The 22963-nt window shown below is 66.4% G+C and carries 17 protein-coding genes; 5 read left to right on the top strand and 12 right to left on the bottom strand.

Features of this window, described 5'->3' with window-relative positions; translation table 11 throughout:
* Positions 1–21 precede the first annotated feature (21 nt).
* Entirely contained in the window at positions 22–1422 is a 1401-nt protein-coding gene (gene regB, locus HUK65_RS10435) for a sensor histidine kinase RegB (RefSeq protein WP_179906110.1), read from the top strand.
* 144 nt (positions 1423–1566) lie between these two features.
* Here regB and gghA read toward each other — a convergent pair whose 3' ends face one another.
* The 12 genes from gghA to katG form a co-directional block, all read right to left on the bottom strand.
* Positions 1567–3966 carry a glucosylglycerol hydrolase gene (gghA, locus tag HUK65_RS10430; protein ID WP_235441894.1) on the bottom strand — a complete coding sequence of 800 codons (2400 nt, stop codon included), beginning with the start codon at positions 3964–3966 and terminating at the stop codon, positions 1567–1569.
* Between the two features lie 484 nt (positions 3967–4450).
* Positions 4451–5629 carry a BaiN/RdsA family NAD(P)/FAD-dependent oxidoreductase gene (locus HUK65_RS10425; RefSeq protein ID WP_235441893.1) on the bottom strand — a complete coding sequence of 393 codons (1179 nt, stop codon included), beginning with the start codon at positions 5627–5629 and terminating at the stop codon, positions 4451–4453.
* A gap of 307 nt (positions 5630–5936) precedes the next feature.
* Entirely contained in the window at positions 5937–6341 is a 405-nt protein-coding gene (locus HUK65_RS10420; RefSeq protein WP_179906109.1) for a (R)-mandelonitrile lyase, read from the bottom strand.
* 183 nt (positions 6342–6524) lie between these two features.
* Positions 6525–7331 carry a 2-keto-4-pentenoate hydratase gene (locus tag HUK65_RS18745; RefSeq protein ID WP_327787103.1) on the bottom strand — a complete coding sequence of 269 codons (807 nt, stop codon included), beginning with the start codon at positions 7329–7331 and terminating at the stop codon, positions 6525–6527.
* Between the two features lie 219 nt (positions 7332–7550).
* A complete protein-coding gene (locus HUK65_RS10410) occupies positions 7551–9836 on the bottom strand; it encodes a polysaccharide biosynthesis tyrosine autokinase (protein WP_179906107.1) in 2286 nt (761 codons plus the stop codon).
* Positions 9833–10342, bottom strand: a complete 510-nt coding sequence (locus tag HUK65_RS10405) for an arsenate reductase/protein-tyrosine-phosphatase family protein (RefSeq protein WP_179906106.1) — start codon at positions 10340–10342, stop codon at positions 9833–9835. The genes HUK65_RS10410 and HUK65_RS10405 overlap by 4 nt, the downstream gene beginning before the upstream one ends.
* Before the next feature lie 89 nt (positions 10343–10431).
* Positions 10432–11109 (bottom strand): hypothetical protein, encoded by a 678-nt coding sequence (locus tag HUK65_RS10400; RefSeq protein WP_179906105.1) that lies wholly within the window; start codon positions 11107–11109, stop codon positions 10432–10434.
* Positions 11110–11154: 45 nt separating this feature from the next.
* Complete coding sequence (locus tag HUK65_RS10395; RefSeq protein WP_327787102.1) at positions 11155–11958, bottom strand: amino acid ABC transporter ATP-binding protein; 804 nt, start codon at positions 11956–11958, stop codon at positions 11155–11157.
* A gap of 10 nt (positions 11959–11968) precedes the next feature.
* Entirely contained in the window at positions 11969–13267 is a 1299-nt protein-coding gene (locus tag HUK65_RS10390) for an amino acid ABC transporter permease (protein WP_179906104.1), read from the bottom strand.
* Between the two features lies 1 nt (position 13268).
* Positions 13269–14540 carry an amino acid ABC transporter permease gene (locus HUK65_RS10385; RefSeq protein WP_179906103.1) on the bottom strand — a complete coding sequence of 424 codons (1272 nt, stop codon included), beginning with the start codon at positions 14538–14540 and terminating at the stop codon, positions 13269–13271.
* 110 nt (positions 14541–14650) lie between these two features.
* Entirely contained in the window at positions 14651–15667 is a 1017-nt protein-coding gene (locus HUK65_RS10380; RefSeq protein WP_179906102.1) for an amino acid ABC transporter substrate-binding protein, read from the bottom strand.
* 309 nt (positions 15668–15976) lie between these two features.
* Entirely contained in the window at positions 15977–18238 is a 2262-nt protein-coding gene (gene katG / locus HUK65_RS10375) for a catalase/peroxidase HPI (RefSeq protein WP_179906101.1), read from the bottom strand.
* 132 nt (positions 18239–18370) lie between these two features.
* On the opposite strand from katG, the gene HUK65_RS10370 reads away from it, so the two are divergent.
* The 4 genes from HUK65_RS10370 to HUK65_RS10355 all read left to right on the top strand — a co-directional run bounded on the left by HUK65_RS10370 (position 18371) and on the right by HUK65_RS10355 (position 22889).
* A complete protein-coding gene (locus HUK65_RS10370; protein ID WP_179906100.1) occupies positions 18371–19279 on the top strand; it encodes a LysR substrate-binding domain-containing protein in 909 nt (302 codons plus the stop codon).
* Positions 19280–19332: 53 nt separating this feature from the next.
* Positions 19333–21744 carry a ligase-associated DNA damage response DEXH box helicase gene (locus HUK65_RS10365; protein WP_179906156.1) on the top strand — a complete coding sequence of 804 codons (2412 nt, stop codon included), beginning with the start codon at positions 19333–19335 and terminating at the stop codon, positions 21742–21744.
* 132 nt (positions 21745–21876) lie between these two features.
* On the top strand, positions 21877–22500 hold the full coding sequence (gene pdeM, locus HUK65_RS10360; RefSeq protein WP_179906099.1) for a ligase-associated DNA damage response endonuclease PdeM: 624 nt from the start codon (positions 21877–21879) through the stop codon (positions 22498–22500).
* Entirely contained in the window at positions 22500–22889 is a 390-nt protein-coding gene (locus tag HUK65_RS10355) for a hypothetical protein (RefSeq protein ID WP_179906098.1), read from the top strand. Before pdeM ends, HUK65_RS10355 begins: the two co-directional genes overlap by 1 nt.
* Positions 22890–22963: the final 74 nt, after the last annotated feature.

Raw genomic sequence — 22963 nt, 5'->3', positions numbered from 1 at the left:
TGACAACAGGACCCAACCTGCATGACCCGGCCCCGCCTTGGCCCCTCCAGCCGCGAAAACCGGGGCCAGTGGGTGCGTCTGCGCACGCTCACCATGCTGCGCTGGATGGCGGTTCTGGGGCAACTGGTCGCGCTGACCGTGGCCGACCGGTATGTCGGGCTGAACTTCAACATCGGGCTGTGTTATCTGGTGGTTGGCGTGTCGGTGCTGTCCAACCTGCTGGCCGCGCTCCTGTTTCCGGAAAACAAGCGGCTGTCCGAAACCGAGGCCATGCTGACGCTGCTCTTCGATATCGCGCAGCTGGCGGTGCTGCTGTATCTGACCGGCGGTCTGAACAATCCCTTTGCGCTGCTGATGCTGGCGCCGGTGACGATCTCGGCCTCGGTGCTGCCGCCGCGGCGCACGGTGTTCCTAGGCGCTATGGCGGTGGGGTTGGTCACGCTGCTGGCGCTGGCGCAGGAGCCGCTGCGCTTTGCCGATGGCTCCATCCTGACGGTGCCGCCGCTCTTTGCCTTCGGCTTCTGGCTGGCGATTGTGACGGGTGTGGTGTTCCTGGCCTTCTATGCGCGGCAGGTCGCGCAGGAAATCGACACCATGGGCGATGCGCTGCTGGCCGCGCAGATGGCCCTGGCGCGCGAGCAGAAGCTGACCGATCTGGGCGGGGTGGTGGCCGCCGCCGCGCATGAACTGGGCACACCGCTGGCCACCATCAAGCTGGTCAGCAGCGAGCTGGCCGCGGAACTGCAGGACCGGCCGGACCTGCACGAGGATGCGTGCCTGATCCGCGATCAGGCCGACCGCTGCCGCGATATCCTGCGCTCCATGGGCCGGGCGGGCAAGGATGACCAGCAATTGCACCAGGCGCCGCTTGAGGCAGTCCTGCGAGAGGCCGCTGAACCCCATGCCGAGCGTGGCCGCGCGATCCAGTTCCACCTGACCCCCGCACCCGGAAGCGATCCCCGCCAGCCGGTAATCCATCGCCGCCCCGAGGTCATCCACGGGCTGCGCAATCTGATCCAGAACGCGGTGGATTTCGCCGCCAGCCGCGTCTGGGTGGTGGGCAGCTGGAGCGATCAGGACATCCGCCTGTTCATCCTGGATGATGGCAACGGGTTCGATCCGCAGCTGATCCCCCGGATCGGCGAGCCCTTCGTGCGCCGTCGCCGCGGAGCGCGCACCCCCGACCCGCGCCCGGGGTATGACGGCATGGGGCTGGGGCTGTTCATCGCCAAGACCCTGCTGGAACGCTCAGGCGCCACGCTCAGCTTCCAGAATGCCGATGCCGCGCCGGATATGGTGGACGCCCTGCTGGACACGCCCCCTGAAACCCGCGGCGCGCTGATCACCCTGCACTGGCCGCGCGCCCGGCTGGAGGCCGATACCACCCGCGCGCTCGGCCCCAACCCGGCGAACCCGGTATAACAGGCTGCTGAAATAGAAGACTGGGCGTATCGCGTTGATCTGCAGTCTGCGGCCCTGACGCCATTGCCGTGCCCATCGTGCCGCCGCGCAAGCGAACCAGACCGCGGACGCCGGGCACAGCCCGATGATGCGCCGGTCCCGCCCCTATCGGCTGCGGGTGAAAAGCACCGCCATGCTGTCATGCAATGTGATGGGCCCGCCCAGGTAATCCGGACCGATGGTCGGCGAGCGAAGCGCGACATTCCAGCCGCCGCCCTCAAGCCCCGGGATTGGCAGCGCCGTGGGGTCGATATCAAGGATCGGCTTGCCCTCCAGATGGGCGATCATGAAGACCTGCTCGCCCTCGGGCCCATCGCGCAGACAGCGGAATGCCACCGTGCCATCCGTGGGTGTGTGATAATCGAACACATCGCCCGGGCCGTGATTGTCGCGCAGCCAGGGCCGCGCGGCGCGGAATGCGCGCAGGTTCAGCATGTAGGCCGTATGCGCGTCGCCCAGCCTGTCCACATAGTTGGCGACATTGCAGTAATCGTGCATGTCATCCATCCAGGCGCGCGCCACGCGTTTGAGCGCCGCGGCGTCATAGGGTGTGGGGCCGTCCAGCGGCGGGTCCACGGCGTTCAGAAGCTTGGCCATCACATCGAGGTCGTAATCCGTGGCCTCGACCAGCGCGGGCAGGATGACGAAGAACCGCCCCAGCGTGTCACGATCCTCGAATCCCAGCTCCTTCATGCGGCGGAAATTGCCGGGTTCCGAATAGGTATAGGCATCGACCTGCCAGTTGAGCGAGATCGCCTCCTCGGCCACCACCTTCACGCCGTATTGGTCATCCTGATTGCGGATGAACCCCCAGCTGGCCCGCGCCATCGCATTGAGGAAATCCATCGGCACGCCCGGGAAAGCCACATAGGTCAGCATCTGTGCCGCCGGGTGGTCATAGGCCTTGTCGAGGATCTCCATCCGGGTGTCGCCCAGCCGCGTGTTGATGTTCAGTTTCGGGTTGATCTGGGTGCCGCGGCGCAGCGTGTCATGGTTGGCGCAGCCCGAGATCCAGTTGGAGCCGACGCGCAAAATCTCCTGTATCCGCCAGAACTTGGACAGCCAGAACGTATACAGAAACGGCGTGTTATGGGCAAAGGTCAGCGGCCCCCATTGGAACACGTCATCATCGCGCTGGCTTTCGATCACGGCGCGGTAGTCGGAACTCAGCTCCCAATCCTCATCCGGCCAGGGGCGACCGTCTTCAAACACGAACCAGGGGCGGTATTGGCGGCCCGCGACCTCCTGCACGACATCGGCCATTTCCTGCAGATACTCGTCATCATGGCGCAGCATCTGGGCATCGGCATCCCACCATTTGAAATCCTGCGCGCCGTCCACGCGCACACCATCAGCGCCGAAATTCACCTTGCGGCGCTGCATTTCCAGCAGGATCGCGCGGACCACCGGATTGCGGTAGTTCAGGTTCTGGCCATACATGTTGGGACCGGCGAAATAGTGATGGCTCAACCCCCGCAGCCCCTGATTGTCGCTATGGCCGAAGACCACATCCAGGATCAGCTTCTTTGGCCCGCCCGGAAAGTTGTGCAGCACGGCGGCCAGATCGACCAGTTCATCGGGGCGATCGGTTTCCAGCAGCGACGGGTTGACCGCCGACATGCCGGTGATCACCACGTCATAGCCCCAGTTGGTGGTGTCCGGGCGGCGAATGTCGACCACAAGCGTCCCGTCCCGGTCCTCGACCTCGGTCCAGAAGTCGGGGCCGGCTTCATAGACGGTCGTCGGCTCCACCGGCAGAAGCTGCACCGCATCGTAGCCCAGAAAGATGCGGTCCGCCGGTTCCGGCTCGGCGCCCTGGCGCACCCTCTCGGCAAGCGTGGCGAAATGGCGCGTCAGCCCTGCAAGGCTCATGCTGGCGGTGGCCGTGGGGACATGGATCTGCAGGATGTTGCCGGGCGGGCCGAACTTGTGGACCGCGCCCTCGGGCAGGGCGGCGTAATAGGCCTTGTCCGCCCGCGCCGCCTGCATCGCCGCCACATCGTAATATTCGGCCGGTGCGAAGGGGCCGAAGGGCAGCGACGCCGAAAGCGGGTCATGGATGCGGCGCCAGCGGTTCTCGGCATCGCGCCAGACCAGCGCGTAGAAGCTGCCGATGCTGTCGCGCGTGCCGGCGCGCATGCCGTCGATCGCCGCCATGCACCAGGCGTCAATGCGCGCCACCGGCACGCGGGTCCGCCGAAAGGTCAGCGTCTGGCGCGACCGTGACAGCGCCACCTCTTCCGCGCCCTCGATATCGAGCACCTCGATGAAGATGTCGCCTTCGGACACCCGGTTCTCCTGCAGCTCCGGCGCCCAGAACATCACCTCGCAGATGTCAGCGCGGCGATGCGCCCCCAGCCGCGTGGCGATCTTGCGCGCGGCCTCGAAGGTGGGCAGGCCGCTGTGCAGCGTCTGCATCGCCCAATCGGCGAGGGTTTTCGTCGCCGCCGCGTTCTGCGCCACGGCACCGGTGTCGGGGGTGGAATCGGCGCTGTTGTCCATCATGAGCCCTCCGGCATGAGATGGAGGCCACTCAGCGGCGTCCGTCCCGGTGGTTGAAATCGCCGACCATCGAAACCCGCCGCGCCGCGGGGGCGCGGAGGGCAAACGCGGTGCCCGCAGCGGGCCCGGTGCGGGCGTATCATGTCATCCCCGTGCATTCGGTTTCAGCGACGCCCGGGACCACCAGGCGCGCGAAGCCTGGCTGCCTGCGGGGCGGTATTTCGTGCCTGAACATGGGGTAAGGATATGGTGGCCCGGCACCCGATGTCCACAGGCGCAGGCAATATGGGTGCTCCTGATCCCAAGCATGCCGCGTGGTGCCGACATTTCACCCGCGATGCAGGTGCTGGCGCCCCCTGCGCTGCGGCTATCGGGCGCGCTCTGCAGCATGTGGAGTCGCGCCCTCTTTCGGGGATCATGATCCGGCTGGGATGGTGTCGAAGCCAGGTGGCGTGCCTGCTGGCCTGTCGCCGGACAGGTCGCGCTGTCAGACCACCTGTCCGGCGGCCCAGCCCGAACTCCAGGCCCATTGAAAGTTGTAGCCGCCCAGCCAGCCGGTGACATCGACCAGCTCGCCCACCACATGCAGCCCCGGAACCGCGCGGGCGGCAAGGCTGCGGGCGTCCAGATCCCTTGTGTCGACCCCGCCCGCCGTCACTTCCGCCGTGCGCCATCCTTCGGTTCCGGCGGGCACCAGTTGCCAGTCATGGACGCTGCGCGAAAGCGTCTCGAACCCCGCCCGGGTCTGATCGGCCAGGCGCCCCGTCAGTCGGGCGCGGGTCACGACACTGCGCGCCAGCGCCTGCGGCAGGTCCAGCACATTCACCAGATCGCGCCCGCCCAGACCCGCCGCCCGCCCCGCCTCGGCCTCGGCTGCCAGGTCGCGCCCCGGGCACAGGTCCACGCGGATCGCCCGGCCCGGGCTCCAGTAGCTGGAGATCTGCAGGATCGAGGGGCCGGACAGCCCGCGGTGGGTGAACAGCAGCCCCTCCTCGAACGTGATCTTCTGGCCTTCGGCCCCGACCCGTGCGTGGACCGCAAGACCCGCCAGCGGGCGGATCGCCTCGATCTGCGCATCGGTAAAGACCAGGGGCACCAGCGCTGGCCGGGTCGGCACGATCCGCAGGCCAAACGCCTCGGCCACCCGGTAGCCGAAATCGCTGGCCCCCATCCTGGGGATCGACTTGCCGCCCGTGGCCAGAACAACGGCATGCGCGGCAAATTCCCCGGCGTCGGTTTCCACCCGGAACCCGCCATCGGCCCCGCGGGTCACCGCGCCCGGGCGCACACGCAGCCGCAGCTCCCCCCCGGCGGCGTGAAGATCGCGCAGCAGCATGTCGACGATCTGCCGCGCCGACCCGTCACAGAAAAGCTGCCCCAGCGTCTTTTCATGCCAGGCGATGCCGGCCTGCGTCACCCGGTCGATGAAATCCTGCTCGGTGTAGCGGCTGAGCGCCGAGCGCGCGAACCGAGGGTTCTGCGACAGGAACCGCTCGGGCGAGATCTGAAGGTTGGTGAAATTGCACCGCCCCCCGCCCGAGATGCGGATCTTCTCACCGGGCGCGCGGGCATGATCCAGCACCAGCACCCGCCGCCCCCGGCGCGCGGCCTCGATGGCGCACATCAAGCCTGCCGCGCCCGCGCCCAGAACGATTGCATCCCACATCATCGCGTCCCTGCACTTCCCTGACACCTGATAGTCGCGGCGCGCATCCGGCGCCAGATCGGCCGACGTGAAATCAACGCCAATCGTGCCCTCCCGGACCATCCGCCGGGCGGAGGCTCTGATCTGCAACCTGCCATTGGCGCCCGGGCGGCACCTTCGGCGGTGCTCAGCCTTCGGTCAATGCGGCACCGTGCCAGTCACCGTGCCAGTCACCGGGCTGCAGCAGCGCATGGATCGGTGCGGCGGCCCTGTCACAACATGGGGCTTGTGCTGGCGGCTGGCGCCCGGAGCCGACATCGTTCGACGTTCAGCCGCCCGCTTGCCCGTAATCCGCATCGCTCACCGGCTCCAGCCAGACAGCGCTCACGCCGTCCTCGGTCTCCTGCATCGCGATGTGGCGCATCATCGTGTCAGGGCCTGCGCCGTGCCAATGGTCTTCGCCAGGCGGTATCCAGACCCGATCACCGGCGCGGATCGTCTGCACGGGCCTGCCTCTGCTCTGGATCAGCCCGCAGCCCGAGACGACAAGCAGCGTCTGGCCCAGCGGATGCGTATGCCAATGCGTCCGCGCCCCGGGGGCAAAAGTGACCATGAGGGCCATCAGCGCCCTGGTCTCGGCGGGATCGCAGATCGGTTCCTGCCATACGGCGCCGGTGAAATACTCCATCGGCGCGGGGCGGGAGGGGGCCGATCCGGCGGGTCGGATGTGCATGGCGATCTCCTCTTGCTGGCAGGCTCCTGACCGATGCCGAACCGGACTGCGATGCCTGATCTTTGCCTGGCGGGCCGACTTCGACCGCGCGGGGGCGGGGGCCAGCACAACACTGCGCAGATGCATCATCGTTTGTGAAGGCACGATGCGCAGACAAGCCCAAACCGGGTGGGCCCGCAACCTTCAGGTCAGTGCGATCTCGATGGCGTCCAGGGGCAGGCCATCGAAGCGCGCCTGCCAGACCTCGCCCGGGGCGACGGGCAGTGCCCGTGTCAATGTGCCGGTCGCCACGATCTCGCCCGCTTTCAGGGGCGCAGCATGCGGTGTGCGCCTGACCAGGTCGGCGAGATGCGCCAGCGCCACGAGCGGCCCGCCACCGAGGACGTTGCGCGCATGGCCCTCATCGGCGACAGTGCCATTGCATCGCAGCGTTGTGCCGAAGCTGGCCAGGGCCGCAGCCCAGTCGGCCTGGTCCACCGGTGAAACCTCCACAAACGGTCCGTGCAGAAACGCACCGTGCAGCCCCAAGGCGGCAACCGTGTCGGCTGCCTCGAATTTCCATCCGGCAAAGAGGGACTGCACCAGTTCGAACCCGGCACATACGCCGGAAACGCAGGTCATCACCTCCCGGGGCGTCATGCCCGGTTCCGGTGCGCGTGCAAGCCGAAAGGCGATCTCGGGCTCGATGCGCGGCTCCAGCAGGTTTGCCGTGCCGAATGGCGCGCCGAGCGGCCGCAGGGTGCTATCATACATCGGCCCGAAGATCGGTTCCGACACATTGTATTCTTCCCATATCACCCTGTTGGTGAAGCCGATCTTGCGCCCGACAGGCGCTTCGCCTGATTGCGTGCGCATATCCTCAATCCGTGCGCTCAGGCGATAGGCGCGATCAATCGACATGCCGCCGGGACGCGCGGTCAGAAGCGGGATCTGCTGCGGTTTCGCAACTGCGTTGAGGATTTCCTCGGCAAGACAAGCATCGTCAGACACGGGGGCTCTCACTTTCGGTTCTGTGCAACCGTGATCACAGGCGGAAACGCCCGGCAAGGCGCAGTTTCGGGGGCGGTTCTGTCCCATACATGGGAGAGTTCGGGCAGCGGTGTCATTGCCATCATGTCTGCCGGTTGGCCACCAGCATCTCATAAAGGTGTCGCGCCCTAGGGGGCAGGGCGGCCCTTCGGCAGGTCGCGCGCAAGGGGGGCATCACGCTCAGCCTTTGCGCGGCTTGTAGGCGTAGCGGTACCCGTAGCCATACCCATACCCATACCCGTAGCCATAACCATAGCCCGCGGCGGGGGCATTGCGCGGATCAAACCCGTTCAGGATCGCGCCGGCCAGCCGCAGCCCGGCGGTCTGGTAGGTCTTCTTGACGGCCTCAACCTCGCCCAGCGGGGTGACACTATGGCGCGCGATCAGGATGGTCGTGCCCGTGGCCCGGCCCAGGATCACCGGATCGGTCACGGCCAGCACTGGCGGGCTGTCAAGGATGATCAGATCGAATTCACGGTCCAGTTCGTGCACCAGCTCCGTCAGCTCGCGCCGCATCAGCAGCTCGGACGGGTTGGGCGGATAGCGCCCGGTGGGGATGAAAAACAGATCCTCCACCCCGGTGGGCAGGAGCGTTTCCTTCAACTTGGCGCTGCGGGCCAGGATATCGGCCAGGCCGGCCTGTTCGCGGGGCAGGTTGAAATAGCGCCGCAACTGCCCGCGCCGCAGGTCCGCATCGATCAGGCAGACCCGCTGGCCAGCCTGCGCGGCCACCACCGCCAGATTGACCGAGGTGAAGCTCTTGCCCGCCTCGGGCGCGGCGCTGGTCAGGACGATCGCCTTGCTGGGCGCATCCAGCATGCCGAAATGCAATGAGGTCCGTAGTGAGCGAAACCCCTCGATCACCAGGTCGTCAGGCTCGGTCAGTGCCAGGATCGGCAGGTTGTCCATGCGCTTGTGCTTGAAATCGGCATGTTCGGTGTAGTTGATCGTGGCAAAGACCGGCAGGTCCATCTGCTCCAGATCGCGTGCGTCCTGGACACCCTTGCGCATCCAGTTGCGGATCAGCACGAAGGCGATCCCCGCCATGCCGCCCACCAGAAGCGAAACCGCCAGGATCAGGTTGCGCCGCGGGGCCACCGGGTTGCGCTGCGGTTCGGCGGTGTCGATGATGCGCACACTGCCCACGGCGCTGGCCTGAAGGACCTGCATTTCCTGCGCGCGCGATTGCAGCTCGAAATAGATCTGCTGGGCCAGCTCCACATCGCGGGACAGGCTGATGATTTCGCGCTGGGTGGCAGGCAGGTCCTGAACCCGGTCCAGAAGGTTCGACAGACGGTTTTCAAGCGACTCGCGCTCCTGCTGGATCTGGCGCAGCAGGGGGTGCGTTTCCGAAAACCGCGCCCGGGTCTCTTCCTCGCGCTGGGCGATCTCGCGCAGGTTGGTTTCCAGCCGCGAGATCTGGCTCAGCAGCGATTGGGTGACGAAATTCGCCTCGGCATCCTCTCCACCCTCCAGCGCGGGGTCGCGCTGCAAGGCACGCTCGGCGGCCTCCTCGCGGAAGCTGTTCAGCCGGTCCTGCGCGATGCGCAGGGTTTCCTCGGCCTGGGGCAGTTGCTGGCGGATGAATTCCAGGCTGCGCTCGGCCTCGGCGGCGCTGCGGGCGATGTTCTGGCGGACATAGGCATTGAGCGCGGCATCAAGCCAGCGCGCGGCCTCGGCGCGGGAGGGGGCGGTCATGGTCACCCGCAGGATCCCCGATTGCCGCCCGCTTTCCGAGCCGCGCATGTTGTTGCGCAGGCGGGTCGTCGCCTCCAGCATCGAGATCTGGCGCAGGCGGAATTCCCGCCCCGGTGGCGCCTCCAGCGCCTGCACGTTCAGTGCAAAGCCGATGTCCGACAGCCCCAGCGTTTCCCCCAGATGGCCCTGGTGGGTGCGTTCATCGGGGGTTGTGATCCGGTAGCCCTCAGGGGTCACGGTCAGGATGATCTCTTCGCCCAGCCATTCGGGGGGCACCTGCAGCAGGTCCAGGGTCAGGCGCTCGCCCGGGCGTGCGTAGCGGCGCAGCAGGTCATGGTCCGGCAGCGGGATCGGATAGCGCGAGACCATCGAGCCGATCAGCGGCGCCAGCGTGGGTTGCACCACCCAGTCCAGGTTCAGTTCGGCCACCGCCTGGCCCAGCACCATGCGCGAGGACAGGATCTGCGTTTCCGTTTCGGCGGTGGTGGAGCTTTCGACCAGCTCGCGCATGGCCTCGGGCAGGGCCAGACGCCCGCCACGGTCTTCAAGCTGGATCAGCGCATCGGCCTGATAGGTGCGCGGCGTATTGGCATAGATGAAGGCCCCCACCATCAGCGCCAGGACGGTAAACAGCGCAATCCAGCGTTTGCCTTTCCAGGCGACCAGGAACAGATGGCCGATATCGATTTCATCATCGCGCGCTGGCTGCGGCGGCGCGGGCGGGCTGTCGCGCAGGTTGGGCGGCGGGTCCGGGCGCAGGATGTTCATCCTGACACCTGCTGGCGCCGTGCGGGCGCCAGTTTCGCCGCCCAGGCGTCTGCGGCAGCGGCCAGACGGGCGTGGACATCCTCGTGAAAGGCGCGGGGCTGGCGATAGGGATCGGCGATGCCGGTGCCGCCGGTCCAGTGATCAAACAGCATGATCCTTCCTGAAAGCTCGGGGGACAGGCGGGCAATTTCGCGCTTGTGCCCGGGCTCCATCACCAGGATCAGATCATGCGCCTTGCCGATTTCCGGGGTGAACTGCCGCGCCACGTGGCCGTCCAGCGTGACACCCGCCTCTGCGGCGACCGTGGCCGCTGTGGCATCGGCGCCATGTCCCACCACGGCGGCGATGCCGCAGGAGGCAACGGTGATTCCGCTGCCCTGCAGCGCGTCCTGAAGCATCCGCTCCCCAAGCGGAGAACGGCAGATATTGCCCACGCAGACAACCAGAACCGATTTCAGCACGGTTTCAATCCCACCCCGAAATGCCCCGAACCGGAGCGCCGCCATGATGATGTCAAAACACCCCGAAGGGCAAGGCCGCCCTGCAGCTTTTCCGCAACAGCGTCCATGAAAAACCCGTGTTCCGGCCGCCGGGTTCAGGCCGGAGCGGTCAGGGCGGCCATGCGGGCATGGGCGGAAATGGCGTCCAGGTCCAGGGGCAGCGCATGGACGGTTTCATTGCGCGCAAGCGTCAGGCGGTGCATGGCGGCTTCGGTCAGGGGCGGGGCGAACAGCCGGTCACGGATCAGCGCGCGTTCGCGGGTATCGAGGTCCAGGATGCACGGGCCCTGATCCCATTGCACCGAAACCAGTGTGAGCGGAGGCACCCGCACCAGGTCGGATTGCTCGATCACCAGATGCAGCCTGCCCTGGCTGAGGTTGCGCCCGGCGCCGATCCGGGTCAGCACCTCTCGCGCGCGGGCGGCCAGCAGGTCGCCCAGCCGGTCCTGTTCGGCGGCGCCCATCAGCGCACGGCGGCGCGCGGGCAGAAGCCGCAGATAGCGCATCTCCACGCCATAGATCACCAGAACCATCAACAGCGGCGCCTGCGCGATGACCAGCGCGCTGTCGCGCCAGATCAGGGCCGCCAACGCAAAGGGCGCCAGCGCGACCAGATAGCGCAGGAATTCCATTTCAAAGATCAGCCGCGCGCGCAGGCGCCAGTCGCCTTCGGCGCGGGGCCAGACGGTGACCCGGCCCAGGAAACGGCGCGGCACCTGCCGGAACTCAAACGCCGCGCGCCCGCGCAGCGTATCGGGCGAGATTATGAACATGCGCGGAAAGGTAGCGCTGCGGCGGCGCCAATCCATCGCACCCGTTCAGTGTCCCAGGATCTGGCTCAGGAACAGCTTGGTGCGGTCCGACCTGGGGTTGTTGAAGAATTCCCGCGGTTCGTTCTGTTCGACGATCTGGCCCTGATCCATGAAGATCACCCGGTTCGCCACCGCCTGGGCAAAGCCCATTTCATGCGTGACGCAGATCATGGTCATGCCTTCCTCGGCAAGCTGGATCATGGTGTCCAGAACTTCCTTGATCATTTCCGGGTCCAGTGCCGAGGTGGGTTCATCGAACAGCATGATCCGCGGGCGCATGCACAGCGACCGCGCGATCGCCACGCGCTGCTGCTGCCCGCCCGAAAGCTGGCCGGGGTATTTCAGCGCCTGTTCGGGGATCTTGACCTTTTCCAGGAAGTGCATGGCGATTTCATCGGCTTCCTTCTTCGGCACCTTGCGCACCCAGATCGGCGCCAGCGTGCAGTTTTCCAGGATCGTCAGATGCGGAAACAGGTTGAAATGCTGGAACACCATGCCGACCTCGGAGCGCACCTTGTCGATGTTCTTGAGGTCCGAGGTCAGTTCGGTGCCATCCACGATGATCTGCCCGGCCTGATGTTCCTCCAGCCGGTTGATGCAGCGGATCAATGTGGATTTGCCCGAGCCCGAGGGGCCGCAGATCACGATCCGCTCGCCGCGGTTGACGGTCATGTTGATGTCGCGCAGCACATGGAAGGCGCCGAACCACTTGTTCATGTCCGTGATCTGGATGGCGACCTCGCTGGTCACCTTCATCTGGCTGGTATCGATCTTGCGGTCGATCCCATGGTCGATTTGGAGGTCAGTCATGACAATATCCTTACTTGTGGTCTGTCTTCAGGCGCCGCTCCAGATACATGGAGTAGCGCGAGATGCCGAAGCAGAAGACGAAGAACAGGAGCCCGATGAAGATGAACAACTCCCAGTAGACCCCCTGCCAGTCGGTCGAGGCCCGGATGGCGTTGGACAGCCCGATGGGATCCAGAAGCCCGATGAACACCACCAGCGTGGTATCCTTGAACAGGCCGATGAAGGTGTTGACGATCCCGGGGATGGAGATTTTCAGCGCCTGCGGCATGATGATCAGCCGCTGCGCCTTCCAGTAGTCCAGCCCCAGCGCGTCGGCGGCCTCGTACTGGCCGCGGGGCAGGGCGGCCAGGCCGCCACGGATCACTTCGGCCATGTAGGCGGCGGCAAACAGCGTGACCATGATGATCACCCGCAGGATCAGATCGAAACTGGTGCCCGGCGGCAGGAAATAGTTCAGCAGCAGCGACGCGGTGAACAGCAGCGTGATCAGCGGCACGCCCCGGATGAATTCGATGAAGACCACGCAGACGGATTTCACGAAGACCATGTCCGATTGCCGCCCGAGTGCAAGCAGGATGCCCAGCGGCAATGATATCGAAATCCCCGTGATGCCGATGACCAGCGAGATCAGGAAGCCGCCGAAGCGGTCCGAGCGGACGAAATCCAGCCCCCAGGGCAGCCCGGAATAGAGGAAGCTGTTCAGCGGTGCGGCAAGGATCACCCACCACAGCACCGGCACGATCACGGCGGCAAAGACGGAGGCCAGCGGCGACATGCGATGTATCAGGCGCCAGGCGACATAGCCCGCCACAAACCCCAGAAGCGCCACGATCGGCAGCCAGACCGACCCGCCCCAGAGCAGGTGATAGGCCACGAAGGGGTAGACGGCGGAAAACCACAGCAGCTTGCGCGGCAGGTCCGGGAACAGCACCGGGGCCAGGGCCACGAACAGCAGGATCAGGGCCAGCACGGGCCGCCAGTAGAGTGCCGGCGGGTAAAAGCCGAACAGCAACTGATGCCAGCGGTCGTTGATGACGGCGAAACACGCGCCCTCGGCCCCGGCCAGGATCTCGCGGCATTCGCGCAGGGAGCCCGCGTTCCAGACCATGTTCCACAGCCACGGCCCGATGGCCGCCACGGACCACCATATGATCAGGAGCGACAGGATGGTCAGAAGCGTATTGAACCAGCCGGAAAACAGGTTCTCGCGCAGCCACTTGATGGCACCGGTTTCGGTGATCGGCGGGTCCTGCTCGGGGATCATCGTGCCCCGGACGTAAGCGATGGTATGCGATTCGATATTGCTCATCTTATCGCTCCTTCAGCGTGACGCGGGAGTTGTAGACATTCATCGCCCCCGAGATGATCAGGCTGATGGCCAGATAGATCAGCATCATCAGCAGCATTCCCTCCAGCTCGCGTCCGGTCTGGTTGATGGTGATCCCGCCCAGGGTCGAGCGCAGGTCCATGTATCCGACCGCCAGACCAAGCGACGTGTTCTTGGTGATGTTGAGGTACTGCGAGATCAGCGGCGGAATGATGACCCGCAGCGCCTGTGGCAGGACGACCAGTCGCATGGTCTTGCCCGGCTGCAGGCCCAGGGCAAAGGCGGCTTCGGTCTGCCCGCGTGAAATCGCAAGGATCCCCGAGCGCACGTTCTCGGCCACGAAGGCGCCGGTATAGATGCCAAGGCCAAGCCACATGGCAATCAGCGAATTGCGCAGATGGGTGCCGCCGGCAAAGTTGAAGCCGCGCAGCTCAGGGTATTCCAGATGCGCCCCGAGCGCGATGAAATAGAGCGCAAGCGGCCCCAGCAGGACAAGGATGGATTTCCACCAGGTCTTTGGCCGGATGCCGGTGGCATTCTGGACCCGAGTGGCGTGGTCAATGATCTTCTTGTTGGCCCAGATGCTGGCGGCAACAATCAAGATCACCAGCACCCAGCTGATCGACGGCGCCACCGGGCCAAGCTGGAAACTGCCCAGATCGCGTTCGAACAGGATGGACGGGACGTAGACGCCCCGGTTGGTGATGGCGATGGAGTCGTTGAACAGCATGCTGGCCGCTGGCGTGTCGCCCCGGAACGCCGAGGGCGCGGGCATCGCCTCGGTCATGATGGCGCCGAAGATCAGGATCCACAACAAGGTGGGGATGTTGCGAAACACCTCGACATAGACGGTCATCAGGCGGCCGACGATCCAGTTGTTCGACAGCCGCAACACCCCGGCGATCACCCCCAGAACGGTGGCCAGAACACAGGCCATCACCGCCAGGATCAGCGTATTGAGCAGCCCCACCAGCGCCGCCCGGCCATGGGTCATCTGGCTGTTGTATTCGATGGGCCGCTGGCTGATGTCATAGCCCGCAGGCGCGTTCAGGAAGGCAAAGCTGAAATCCCGGCCCAGGGCGCGCAGGTTGTTCACCGTGTTGTCAACCAGCCAGGCCGCGAACAGCATCAGCAGGAACAGGAAAAACACCTGGATGGTGATCGAGCGATACCGTTGGTCATAGAGCAGCATGCTCAATTCGAAGCTGCGCTTCGGGGGCGCCGGTTTGGTTCGCGGGTCGCTGGATGTGGACATGGGTTTCTCCTGACGCAGGCAAAAGCTTGCCGCGCCGCCAGAGGCGTGCTCAGGGTATTCGGAAGCGTGAACCGAAAATGCGCGCCCTTTCGGGCGCGCATTCGATCAGATCAGCGGAAGGGCGGTGCGTACATCAGCCCGCCCTGGGTCCATTGTGCGTTCAGCCCGCGGGCCAGACCGATCGGGGTCTGTTCGCCGATATTGGCGGCAAAGATCTCGCCATAGTTTCCGGCAGCGGCGATGGCGCGGACGGCCCATTCGCTGTCCAGACCCAGCATCGCGCCGAAATCACCTTCGGCGCCCAGCAGGCGGTTGATCTCGGGCGAATCGGTGCCCTCTGCCAGCTCGGCAACATTGGCCGAGGTCACGCCCAGCTCCTCGGCGGCGATCAGCGCCATCAGGGTCCAGCGCACGATGCCTTCCCACTGCTTGTCACCATCGCGCACCACCAGGCCCAGCGGCTCTTTCGAGATCACTTCCGGCAGGATCACATGTTCACCCGGGTCGGCGAAGGACGCGCGCGTGGCGGCGAGGCCGGACACGTCGGTGGTGTAGACGTCACAGGCACCGGCAAGATACTGCTGCTGCGCCTCGGCGTTGGTTTCGATCGGCACGGGTTCGTAGCTCATGCCATTGGCGCGGAAGAAGTCGGCCAGGTTGAGTTCGGTGGTGGTGCCGGTCTGGATGCAGACGGTGGCGCCATCAAGTTCCATGCCAGAGCTGACGCCGATTTCGCGGGGCACCATGAACCCCTGGCCATCGTAGTAGTTCGTGCCCACGAAGGTCAGGTTCAGGTCGATGTCACGGGTGAAGGTCCAGGTGGTGTTGCGCGCCAGCATGTCCACCTCACCCGAGGCCAGCGCCGAAAAGCGGGTCTGCCCGGTGGTGGGGACAAAGTTCACGGCCATCGGGTCATCCAGGATGGCCGCCGCAACGGCCCGGCATTTGTCCACGTCGAAGCCCTGCCAGACGCCGTTGGCATCAGGGGCCGAGAAACCGGCCAGCCCGGTGGACACGCCGCAGTTCAGTTCACCCCGTTCCTGAATCTGCGACAGTGTTTGTGCATTGGCGATCCCCGCCGTCAGCCCGGTCGCTGCCACTGCAGCCACGATTATGGATTTTTTCATTTCTACCTCTCTGTTGTCGCCGCCTTTGCGGCGGTCGGTCCCTGCCGCGCAGGGGCGGGCAGCAGGGACGGCAATGCCCCCGCCGTCGGCAATTTTGTGCCGATAATGCCGCATGGGTCAAGACTCATGATCGCCCCGGCTGCCTAATTCGGAATCACTGCTGCCTGAACGGGCAAAGCGCGGCGGGGCTCACAGGGGGGCGCTGGCGGGCATGATCCATGCAAAAGGCCGGGCGCTGATGCGCCCGGCCCGGTGACTGGCGGCGTTGCCGCCGGTGTTCGCTGTGTCCCGGTCAATACCGGTGCCGCATCACTTCAGGTCGAAGCGGTCGGCGTCCATCACTTTGGTCCATGCGGCAACGAAGTCCTTGACGAACTTCTCTTTCGCGTCGTCCTGGGCGTAAAGCTCGCTCAGCGCGCGCAGCTGCGAGTTCGACCCGAAGACCAGGTCCACCCGGGTACCGGACCAGCGCTTTTCGCCGCTCTTGCGGTCGCGGCCTTCGAACAACTGGTCGTCGCCCTCCACGGGGGCCCAAACGGTGCCCATGTCCAGCAGGTTGACAAAGAAGTCATTGCTGAGCTGCCCGGGGCGGTCGGTCAGGACCCCGTGCGCGCTGCCGCCATGGGTTGCGCCCAGGGCGCGCATGCCGCCCACCAGCACGGTCATTTCCGGTGCCGTCAGGCCCAGAAGCTGCGCGCGGTCCACCAGCATCGCTTCGGCAGAAACGCTGTAGACGCCTTTCTGCCAGTTGCGGAACCCGTCGGCAATCGGCTCCATCGGCTCGAAGGATTCAGCGTCGGTCTGCTCTTCGCTGGCATCCGTGCGGCCGGGGGTGAAGGGCACATCGACCGTGAAACCTGCGTCCCGCGCGGCCTTTTCAACCGCCGCCACGCCGCCCAGCACGATCAGATCGGCCAAGGAGATCTTCTTGCCGCCCGACGCCTGCGCGTTGAAATCGGCCTGGATGCCTTCGAGGGACTTGAGCACGCTTGCCAGTCGCGCGGGCTCGTTGGCCTCCCAGTCCTTTTGCGGCGCCAGCCGGATGCGCGCGCCATTGGCGCCGCCGCGCATGTCCGACCCGCGGAAGGTCGAGGCCGAGGACCAGGCGGTGAACGCCAGATCCTGCACCGAGAGCGCGCCCAGCAGCTTTTCCTTCAGCGCGGCCACGTCACCGGCTTCGACCAGCGGGTGATCGACGGCGGGGAGCGGATCCTGCCAGATCAGGTCCTCGGCCGGGACCTCGGCACCCAGATAGCGCGCTTTCGGCCCCATGTCGCGGTGGGTCAGCTTGAACCAGGCGCGGGCAAAGGCATCGGCGAACTCATCGGGGTTGGCATGGAAATGACGCGAGATCTTCTCGTATGTCGGGTCCATGCGCATCGCCATGTCGGCGGTGGTCATGATGATCGGCACGCGCTTGGACGGATCCTCGGCATCCGGGGCCATGGCCTTGTCATCGGGGTTCTTGGGCGTCCACTGCCAGGCGCCGGCGGGGCTTTTCACCAGCTCCCACTCGTAGCCGAAGAGCACGTCGAAATAGCCCATGTCCCAGGCGATCGGATTCGGGGTCCAGGAGCCTTCGATGCCGGAGGTGATGGTATCGCGGCCCTTGCCGCTGCCATAGCTGCTGGTCCAGCCAAGGCCCTGTTCGTGCAGGGGAGCGCCTTCAGGCTCGCGGCCGACATGGGCGGCATCGCCTGCGCCATGGCATTTGCCGAAGGTGTGGCCCCCGGCGGTCAGCGCCACGGTTTCATAGTCATTCATGGCCATCCGGGCAAAGGTGTCGCGGATATCATGGGCCGAGGCCAGCGGGTCCGGGTTGCCGTTGGGGCCTTCGGGGTTGACGTAGATCAGGCCCATCTGCACGGCGGCCAGCGGGTCCTCCAGCAAGCGGTCGGTCGGCTCCACCGCACCTTCGGCGACCAGCGGACCATCCGCCCCGGCCGAGGTGTTGTAGCGCTTGTCACCCAGCCATTCGGATTCCGAACCCCAGTAGACGTCTTCCTCGGGCTCCCAGACATCGGGGCGCCCGCCGCCGAAGCCGAAAGTCTTGCCGCCCATGGATTCGATGGCCACGTTGCCCGCCAGCACGAACAGATCGGCCCAGCTGATCTTGTTGCCGTATTTCTGCTTGATCGGCCACAGCAGGCGCCGCGCCTTGTCCAGGTTGGCGTTGTCCGGCCACGAATTCAGCGGCGCGAAGCGCTGCTGCCCGGTGCCTGCGCCGCCGCGTCCGTCAGCGGTCCGGTAGGTCCCGGCGGCGTGCCAGGCCATGCGGATCATGAGGCCGCCGTAATGGCCGTAATCGGCGGGCCACCAGTCCTGGCTGTCGGTCATCAGCGCCGTGAGGTCCTTTTTCAGCGCCACCAGGTCCAGCTTCTTGAACTCCTGCGCATAGTTGAAATGCAGCCCCATCGGATCGGTGGCCGGGTTGTTCTGGCTCAACAGCTTCAGGTTCAGCTGGTTCGGCCACCAGTCACGGTTGTTGCGGCCCCGCTGGGTTGCATTGGGGTTGCCGCCGCCAAAGCCCATCGGGCATCCGCCGCCACTGCCGAAATCGGTTCCATCCATGATCGTCTCCCTCATGTTTGCGCCGGTCCGGGCCTGCCGGAACGCAGCGTCATCAAGATTCTGGAATGGTTCTAACACCTCATGGCGATTAGTTTAAGTTTGATTTTCTGATTGCGACCATATGTAACGCTTATGAAGAGCCTTACCCTGAAACAGTTGCGCTATGTCGAGGCATTGGCCCAGCAGGGCCATTTTGGCCGCGCCGCCGAGGTTTGCGCCATCTCGCAGCCGGCGCTGTCCATGCAGATCCGCGATCTGGAGGCCGCGCTGGGTACGCCGCTGTTCGAACGCAGCGCCCGGCAGGTGCGGCTGACCAGTTTCGGCGCCGCCTTCGTGGCCCGCGCGCGGGAAATCCTGCGCGCGGTTGATGAGTTGGGCGATCTGGCCCGCGCCGCGCAATCCGGGCTGGCGGGGCAGTTGCGGCTGGGGGTGATTCCCACCATTGCGCCCTATCTGCTGCCGGGCCTCCTGCCCGCGCTTGGCCGCGCCTGGCCGGAGCTGGACCTGCAAGTGCGCGAGGCGATGACGCCGCGCCTGCTGAGCGAGTTGCGCGCCGGTGGCCTGGACACAGCCATCGTGGCCCTGCCGGTGTCCGAGCCGGGCATAGACGAGGCCCCGCTTTTCGCGGAATCCTTCGTGCTGGTGCGTCCGCAGGCCGATGCCGCCGCCCCCGTCCCCGACCGCGAGGGCCTGCGCGAAATGCGTCTGCTGCTGCTGGAGGAAGGGCATTGTTTCCGCGATCAGGCCCTGTCCTTCTGCGCCATGACGCCGGGCCGCCCGCGAGAGCTTCTGGACGGGTCATCATTGGCGACGCTGGTGCAACTGGTGGGCGCGGGGATCGGCGTGACGCTGATCCCGGAAATGGCGGTGGCGGTCGAGACGCGCTCGGCCCCCGTGGCCGTGGCGCGCTTTCCAGAGCCACAGCCCGCGCGCACCATCGGCATGATCTGGCGCCGCACCTCGCCGCTGGCGCCGCAACTGGCGCAGATCGGTGCGCTGGTGCGGGCGGTGGGAACGGGCGCGCCCGTGCCGCAGCCTTGACGGCGTCGCGCGCGGGCACAGCTTCCCCCGCAGCCAAGTCCGGAGATCCCGCCATCACCCGCGACACCCTGCCCCCCGCCTTTGCCCGCTGGTTCGCCGATCAGGGCTGGGCACCGCATCCGCACCAGCTGGCCCTGCTGGCGGAGCGCGATGACACGCTGTTGATCGCCCCCACCGGCGGTGGCAAGACGCTGGCGGGGTTCCTGCCGTCGCTGGTGGATCTGCAGGCGCCCGAACCCGGGCTGCACACGCTCTATGTCTCGCCGCTCAAGGCGCTGGCCAATGATATTGCCCGCAACCTGGCCCGTCCGGTGGCCGATCTGGGGCTGGATATCCGCATCGAGGATCGCACCGGCGACACCTCGGCCACGCGGCGCGCGCGCCAGCGGGTGGACCCGCCGCATGTGCTGCTGACCACGCCGGAAAGCCTGGCGCTGATGCTGTCCTACGAGGAAGCCCCGCGCATCTTCGCCACCCTGCGCCGGGTGGTGATCGACGAGATCCACGCCCTGGCCGAAAGCAAGCGCGGCGATCAGCTGATGCTGGGCCTTGCGCGGCTGCGCAGCCTGGCGCCGGGGCTGCAGGTGGCGGGGCTTTCGGCCACGGTCGAGGATCCGGCCGCGCTGGCCCGCTTCATGGGCGGCGCGCGGGTGATCGAGGCGCCGCCCGGCCCGGCGCCGGATATCGCCATGCTGCCGACCTCAGCCCCCGCGCCCTGGGCCGGGGGTGGGGGGCATTACGCCGCCGCCGATGTGATGGAGGCGATCCGGGGCGCCCGGCTGACGCTGGTCTTCATCAACACCCGCGCGCAGGCGGAGCTGTTCTTCCAGGCGCTCTGGGCCATCAATGACGAGAATCTCCCCATCGGCCTGCACCACGGCAGCCTGTCGCGCGAGGCGCGGGCGAAGGCCGAGGCCGCCATGGCCAGCGGTGCCCTGCGCGCCTTGGTCTGCACCGGCAGCCTGGATCTGGGGATCGACTGGGGCGATGTGGATCTGGTGATCCAGATCGGCGCGCCGCATAACGTCAAGCGGTTGGTGCAGCGGATCGGGCGGGCGAACCACCGCTATGACAGCCCCTCGCGCGCCCGGATGGTGCCCGCCAACCGGTTCGAGGTGGTGGAATGCGTCGCCGCCCTGCAGGCCGTGGCCGAAAACGACCTTGATGGCACCCCCCGCGCCGATGCCCCGCTGGACGTGCTGTGCCAGCATATCCTGCTGACCGCCTGCGTCGGGCCGTTCGATGCCGATGCGCTTTATTCCGAGGTGCGCCGCGCCGGCCCCTATGCCGCGCTGAGCCGGGCCGATTTCGACGCCTGCCTCGATTTCTGCGCTACTGGTGGCTACGCGCTGCGCGCCTATGACCGCTGGCAACGCCTGCTTCTGCGCGAGGGCCGCTGGCAGTTGCGTGATCCGCGTGCCGCGCGGATGATCCGCATGAATATCGGCACCATCACCGACCCCGAAACCATGAAGGTCCGCCGCCGGGGCAACCGCGTGCCGCTGGGCGAGATCGAGGAGAGTTTTGCCGCCAGCCTGACGCCGGGCGACACTTTCCTGATCGGCGGGCAGACCGTGCGCTACGAGGGCCTGCGCGAGATGGTGGTCGAGGTCACCCCCCAACCCGCGCGTCAGCCGAAGATCGCGGTGTTCAACGGCATCAAGATGGCGACTTCGGTGCAGCTCTCGGCGCGGGTGCAGGCATTGCTGGGCGATCCGGCGCAATGGGATGCGCTGCCGGCAGAGGTGCGCGAATGGCTGGACCTGCAACGCCGGATTTCGGTGCTGCCCGAACCCGGGACGCTGACCTGCGAGACCTTCCTGCGCGCGGGCCGGGCATATTTTTGCATCTACGGCTTCGCGGGCCGCAACGCGCATCAGACGCTGGCCCTGCTGGTTACAAGGCGGATGGAGGAGGCCGGGCTGGGCCCGCTGGGGTTTGTAGCGACGGATTATGCCGTGCTGATCTGGTCCCTGGACCCGGTGGCGGACCCCGCGCCGCTTCTGGCGGCAGAGAACTTGCGCGCGGGGTTCGACGACTGGCTGGCCGAAAACGCGGTGATGAAGCGCAGCTTCCGGGCCGTGGCGCAGGTGGCAGGGTTGCTGCAGCGGAACCTGCCGGGGCAGAGGAAAAGTGGCAAGCAGGCGACGTTTTCCTCGGACATCCTCTATGACACGCTGCGCCGCTTTGACCCGGGCCACCTGCTGTTGCGCATCACCCGGGACGCGGCCCGGCACGGTCTGGTGGACTTCGACCGGATCGAAGCGATGGTTTCGGATCGTCCGCGTCTGGTCCATGCCCGTGCGCCCCATGTCACGCCGCTTGCCGCGCCGCTATTGCTGGAAGCCGGGCGCATCCCCATTCGCGGGCTGGGCGAGGACCGGCTGATCGAGGCCGAGGCCGCGCGGATGATGGCCGAGGCGGGCTTGTACTTTGGTGACGGGGCGCCCGATATGGGGGCATGAGACCACGTCCGTTTGAGCGTTTGGCGCGCACGCGGCCCGCCCGCACACCGTCCCCACGGCGTGCCCACCCACCCACCCCTGCACGCCGCGGGGACGGTGTGCGGGCGGGCGTGACTGATTGGAGCTAGGTTCATGAGTGGTTTCCCCTTTCGTTTCGCTGGGCAGGCGTTCACCGCACGCCCTTCGGGCGCGCTGTGGTGGGGGGCGGAAGCTGCGCTGGTGGTGGCCGACCTGCACCTGGGCAAGGCCGAGCGCATGGCAAGGCGCGGCGGCGCGCTGCTGCCCCCCTATGAGGTTCAGGCCACGCTGGAGCGGTTGGGCGCCGAACTGGCCGCCACCGGCGCGCGACGCCTGATCGCGTTGGGGGACAGTTTCGACGATGACGCCGCGCGGGACGGGGTGGCGGCGGCGCTGGAGGGCGTTTTCGCGGGAGTGGAGGTGCTCTGGGTGGGCGGTAACCACGACCCCGGCACGGCAGGGGCCGAGGCCATGCTGCACGGCATCGCCCTGCGCCATATCGCCGCCGAAGGACCCGATATCTCGGGGCACTATCACCCCAAACTGCGCATCGCAGGGCGGCGGGTGCCGGTGTTCCTGATCGGGGGTGGCCACCTGATCCTGCCCGCCTTCGGCACATATACCGGCGGGCTTGACACGGATGCGCCGGTGCTGCGCAACCTGATCCCCGAAGGCCTTGCCGTCCTCACCGGCCGCACGGCCCGACCGATCCCGCTGGGGAGCCGCAGGAGGGCGTGATGGAGGTGGAAGAGATCAGGGACGCGGACAGTCTAATGTCGTGGCACGAAGCGCTGCCGCAGGAAGCCGAGCGTAAAGAGGCACAGCGTTGGGCGGTGGCGATTGCGCACCAGACGCCGATGCGAGCTTTGCCGCAAACTTTCCAATCAAGCCCATACGGGAGTGCGCGGGATACTAATTCGAAAGGCATGCCGATCCTGCGAATGAATCTGATCTCAGGGGTGGCGGCGATGGATTCGACCCCTGAAATCAGGACCGCGGCAGCGCGCGCCGAAGTCGCAACTGCCACTGCCGTCATTCTCGCCGACCTCCGCGCCGCACAGCCTGACGCCACTCCCGCCGACGCCGCAGTCTCAGCCGCCGGGCGCCCCGCCCGCTTGGCAGCCTAGAGTGACTCCCGATCAAGTTGACGCATAGCCTGCATGGCGGAGGTATCGCGCGCATTCCTCTGGGGTGAATGCTG

It is taken from the genome of Rhabdonatronobacter sediminivivens, from assembly GCF_013415485.1.
GTDB lineage: Bacteria > Pseudomonadota > Alphaproteobacteria > Rhodobacterales > Rhodobacteraceae > Rhabdonatronobacter > Rhabdonatronobacter sediminivivens.
This window is presented reverse-complemented; position numbering and strand designations above follow the sequence as displayed.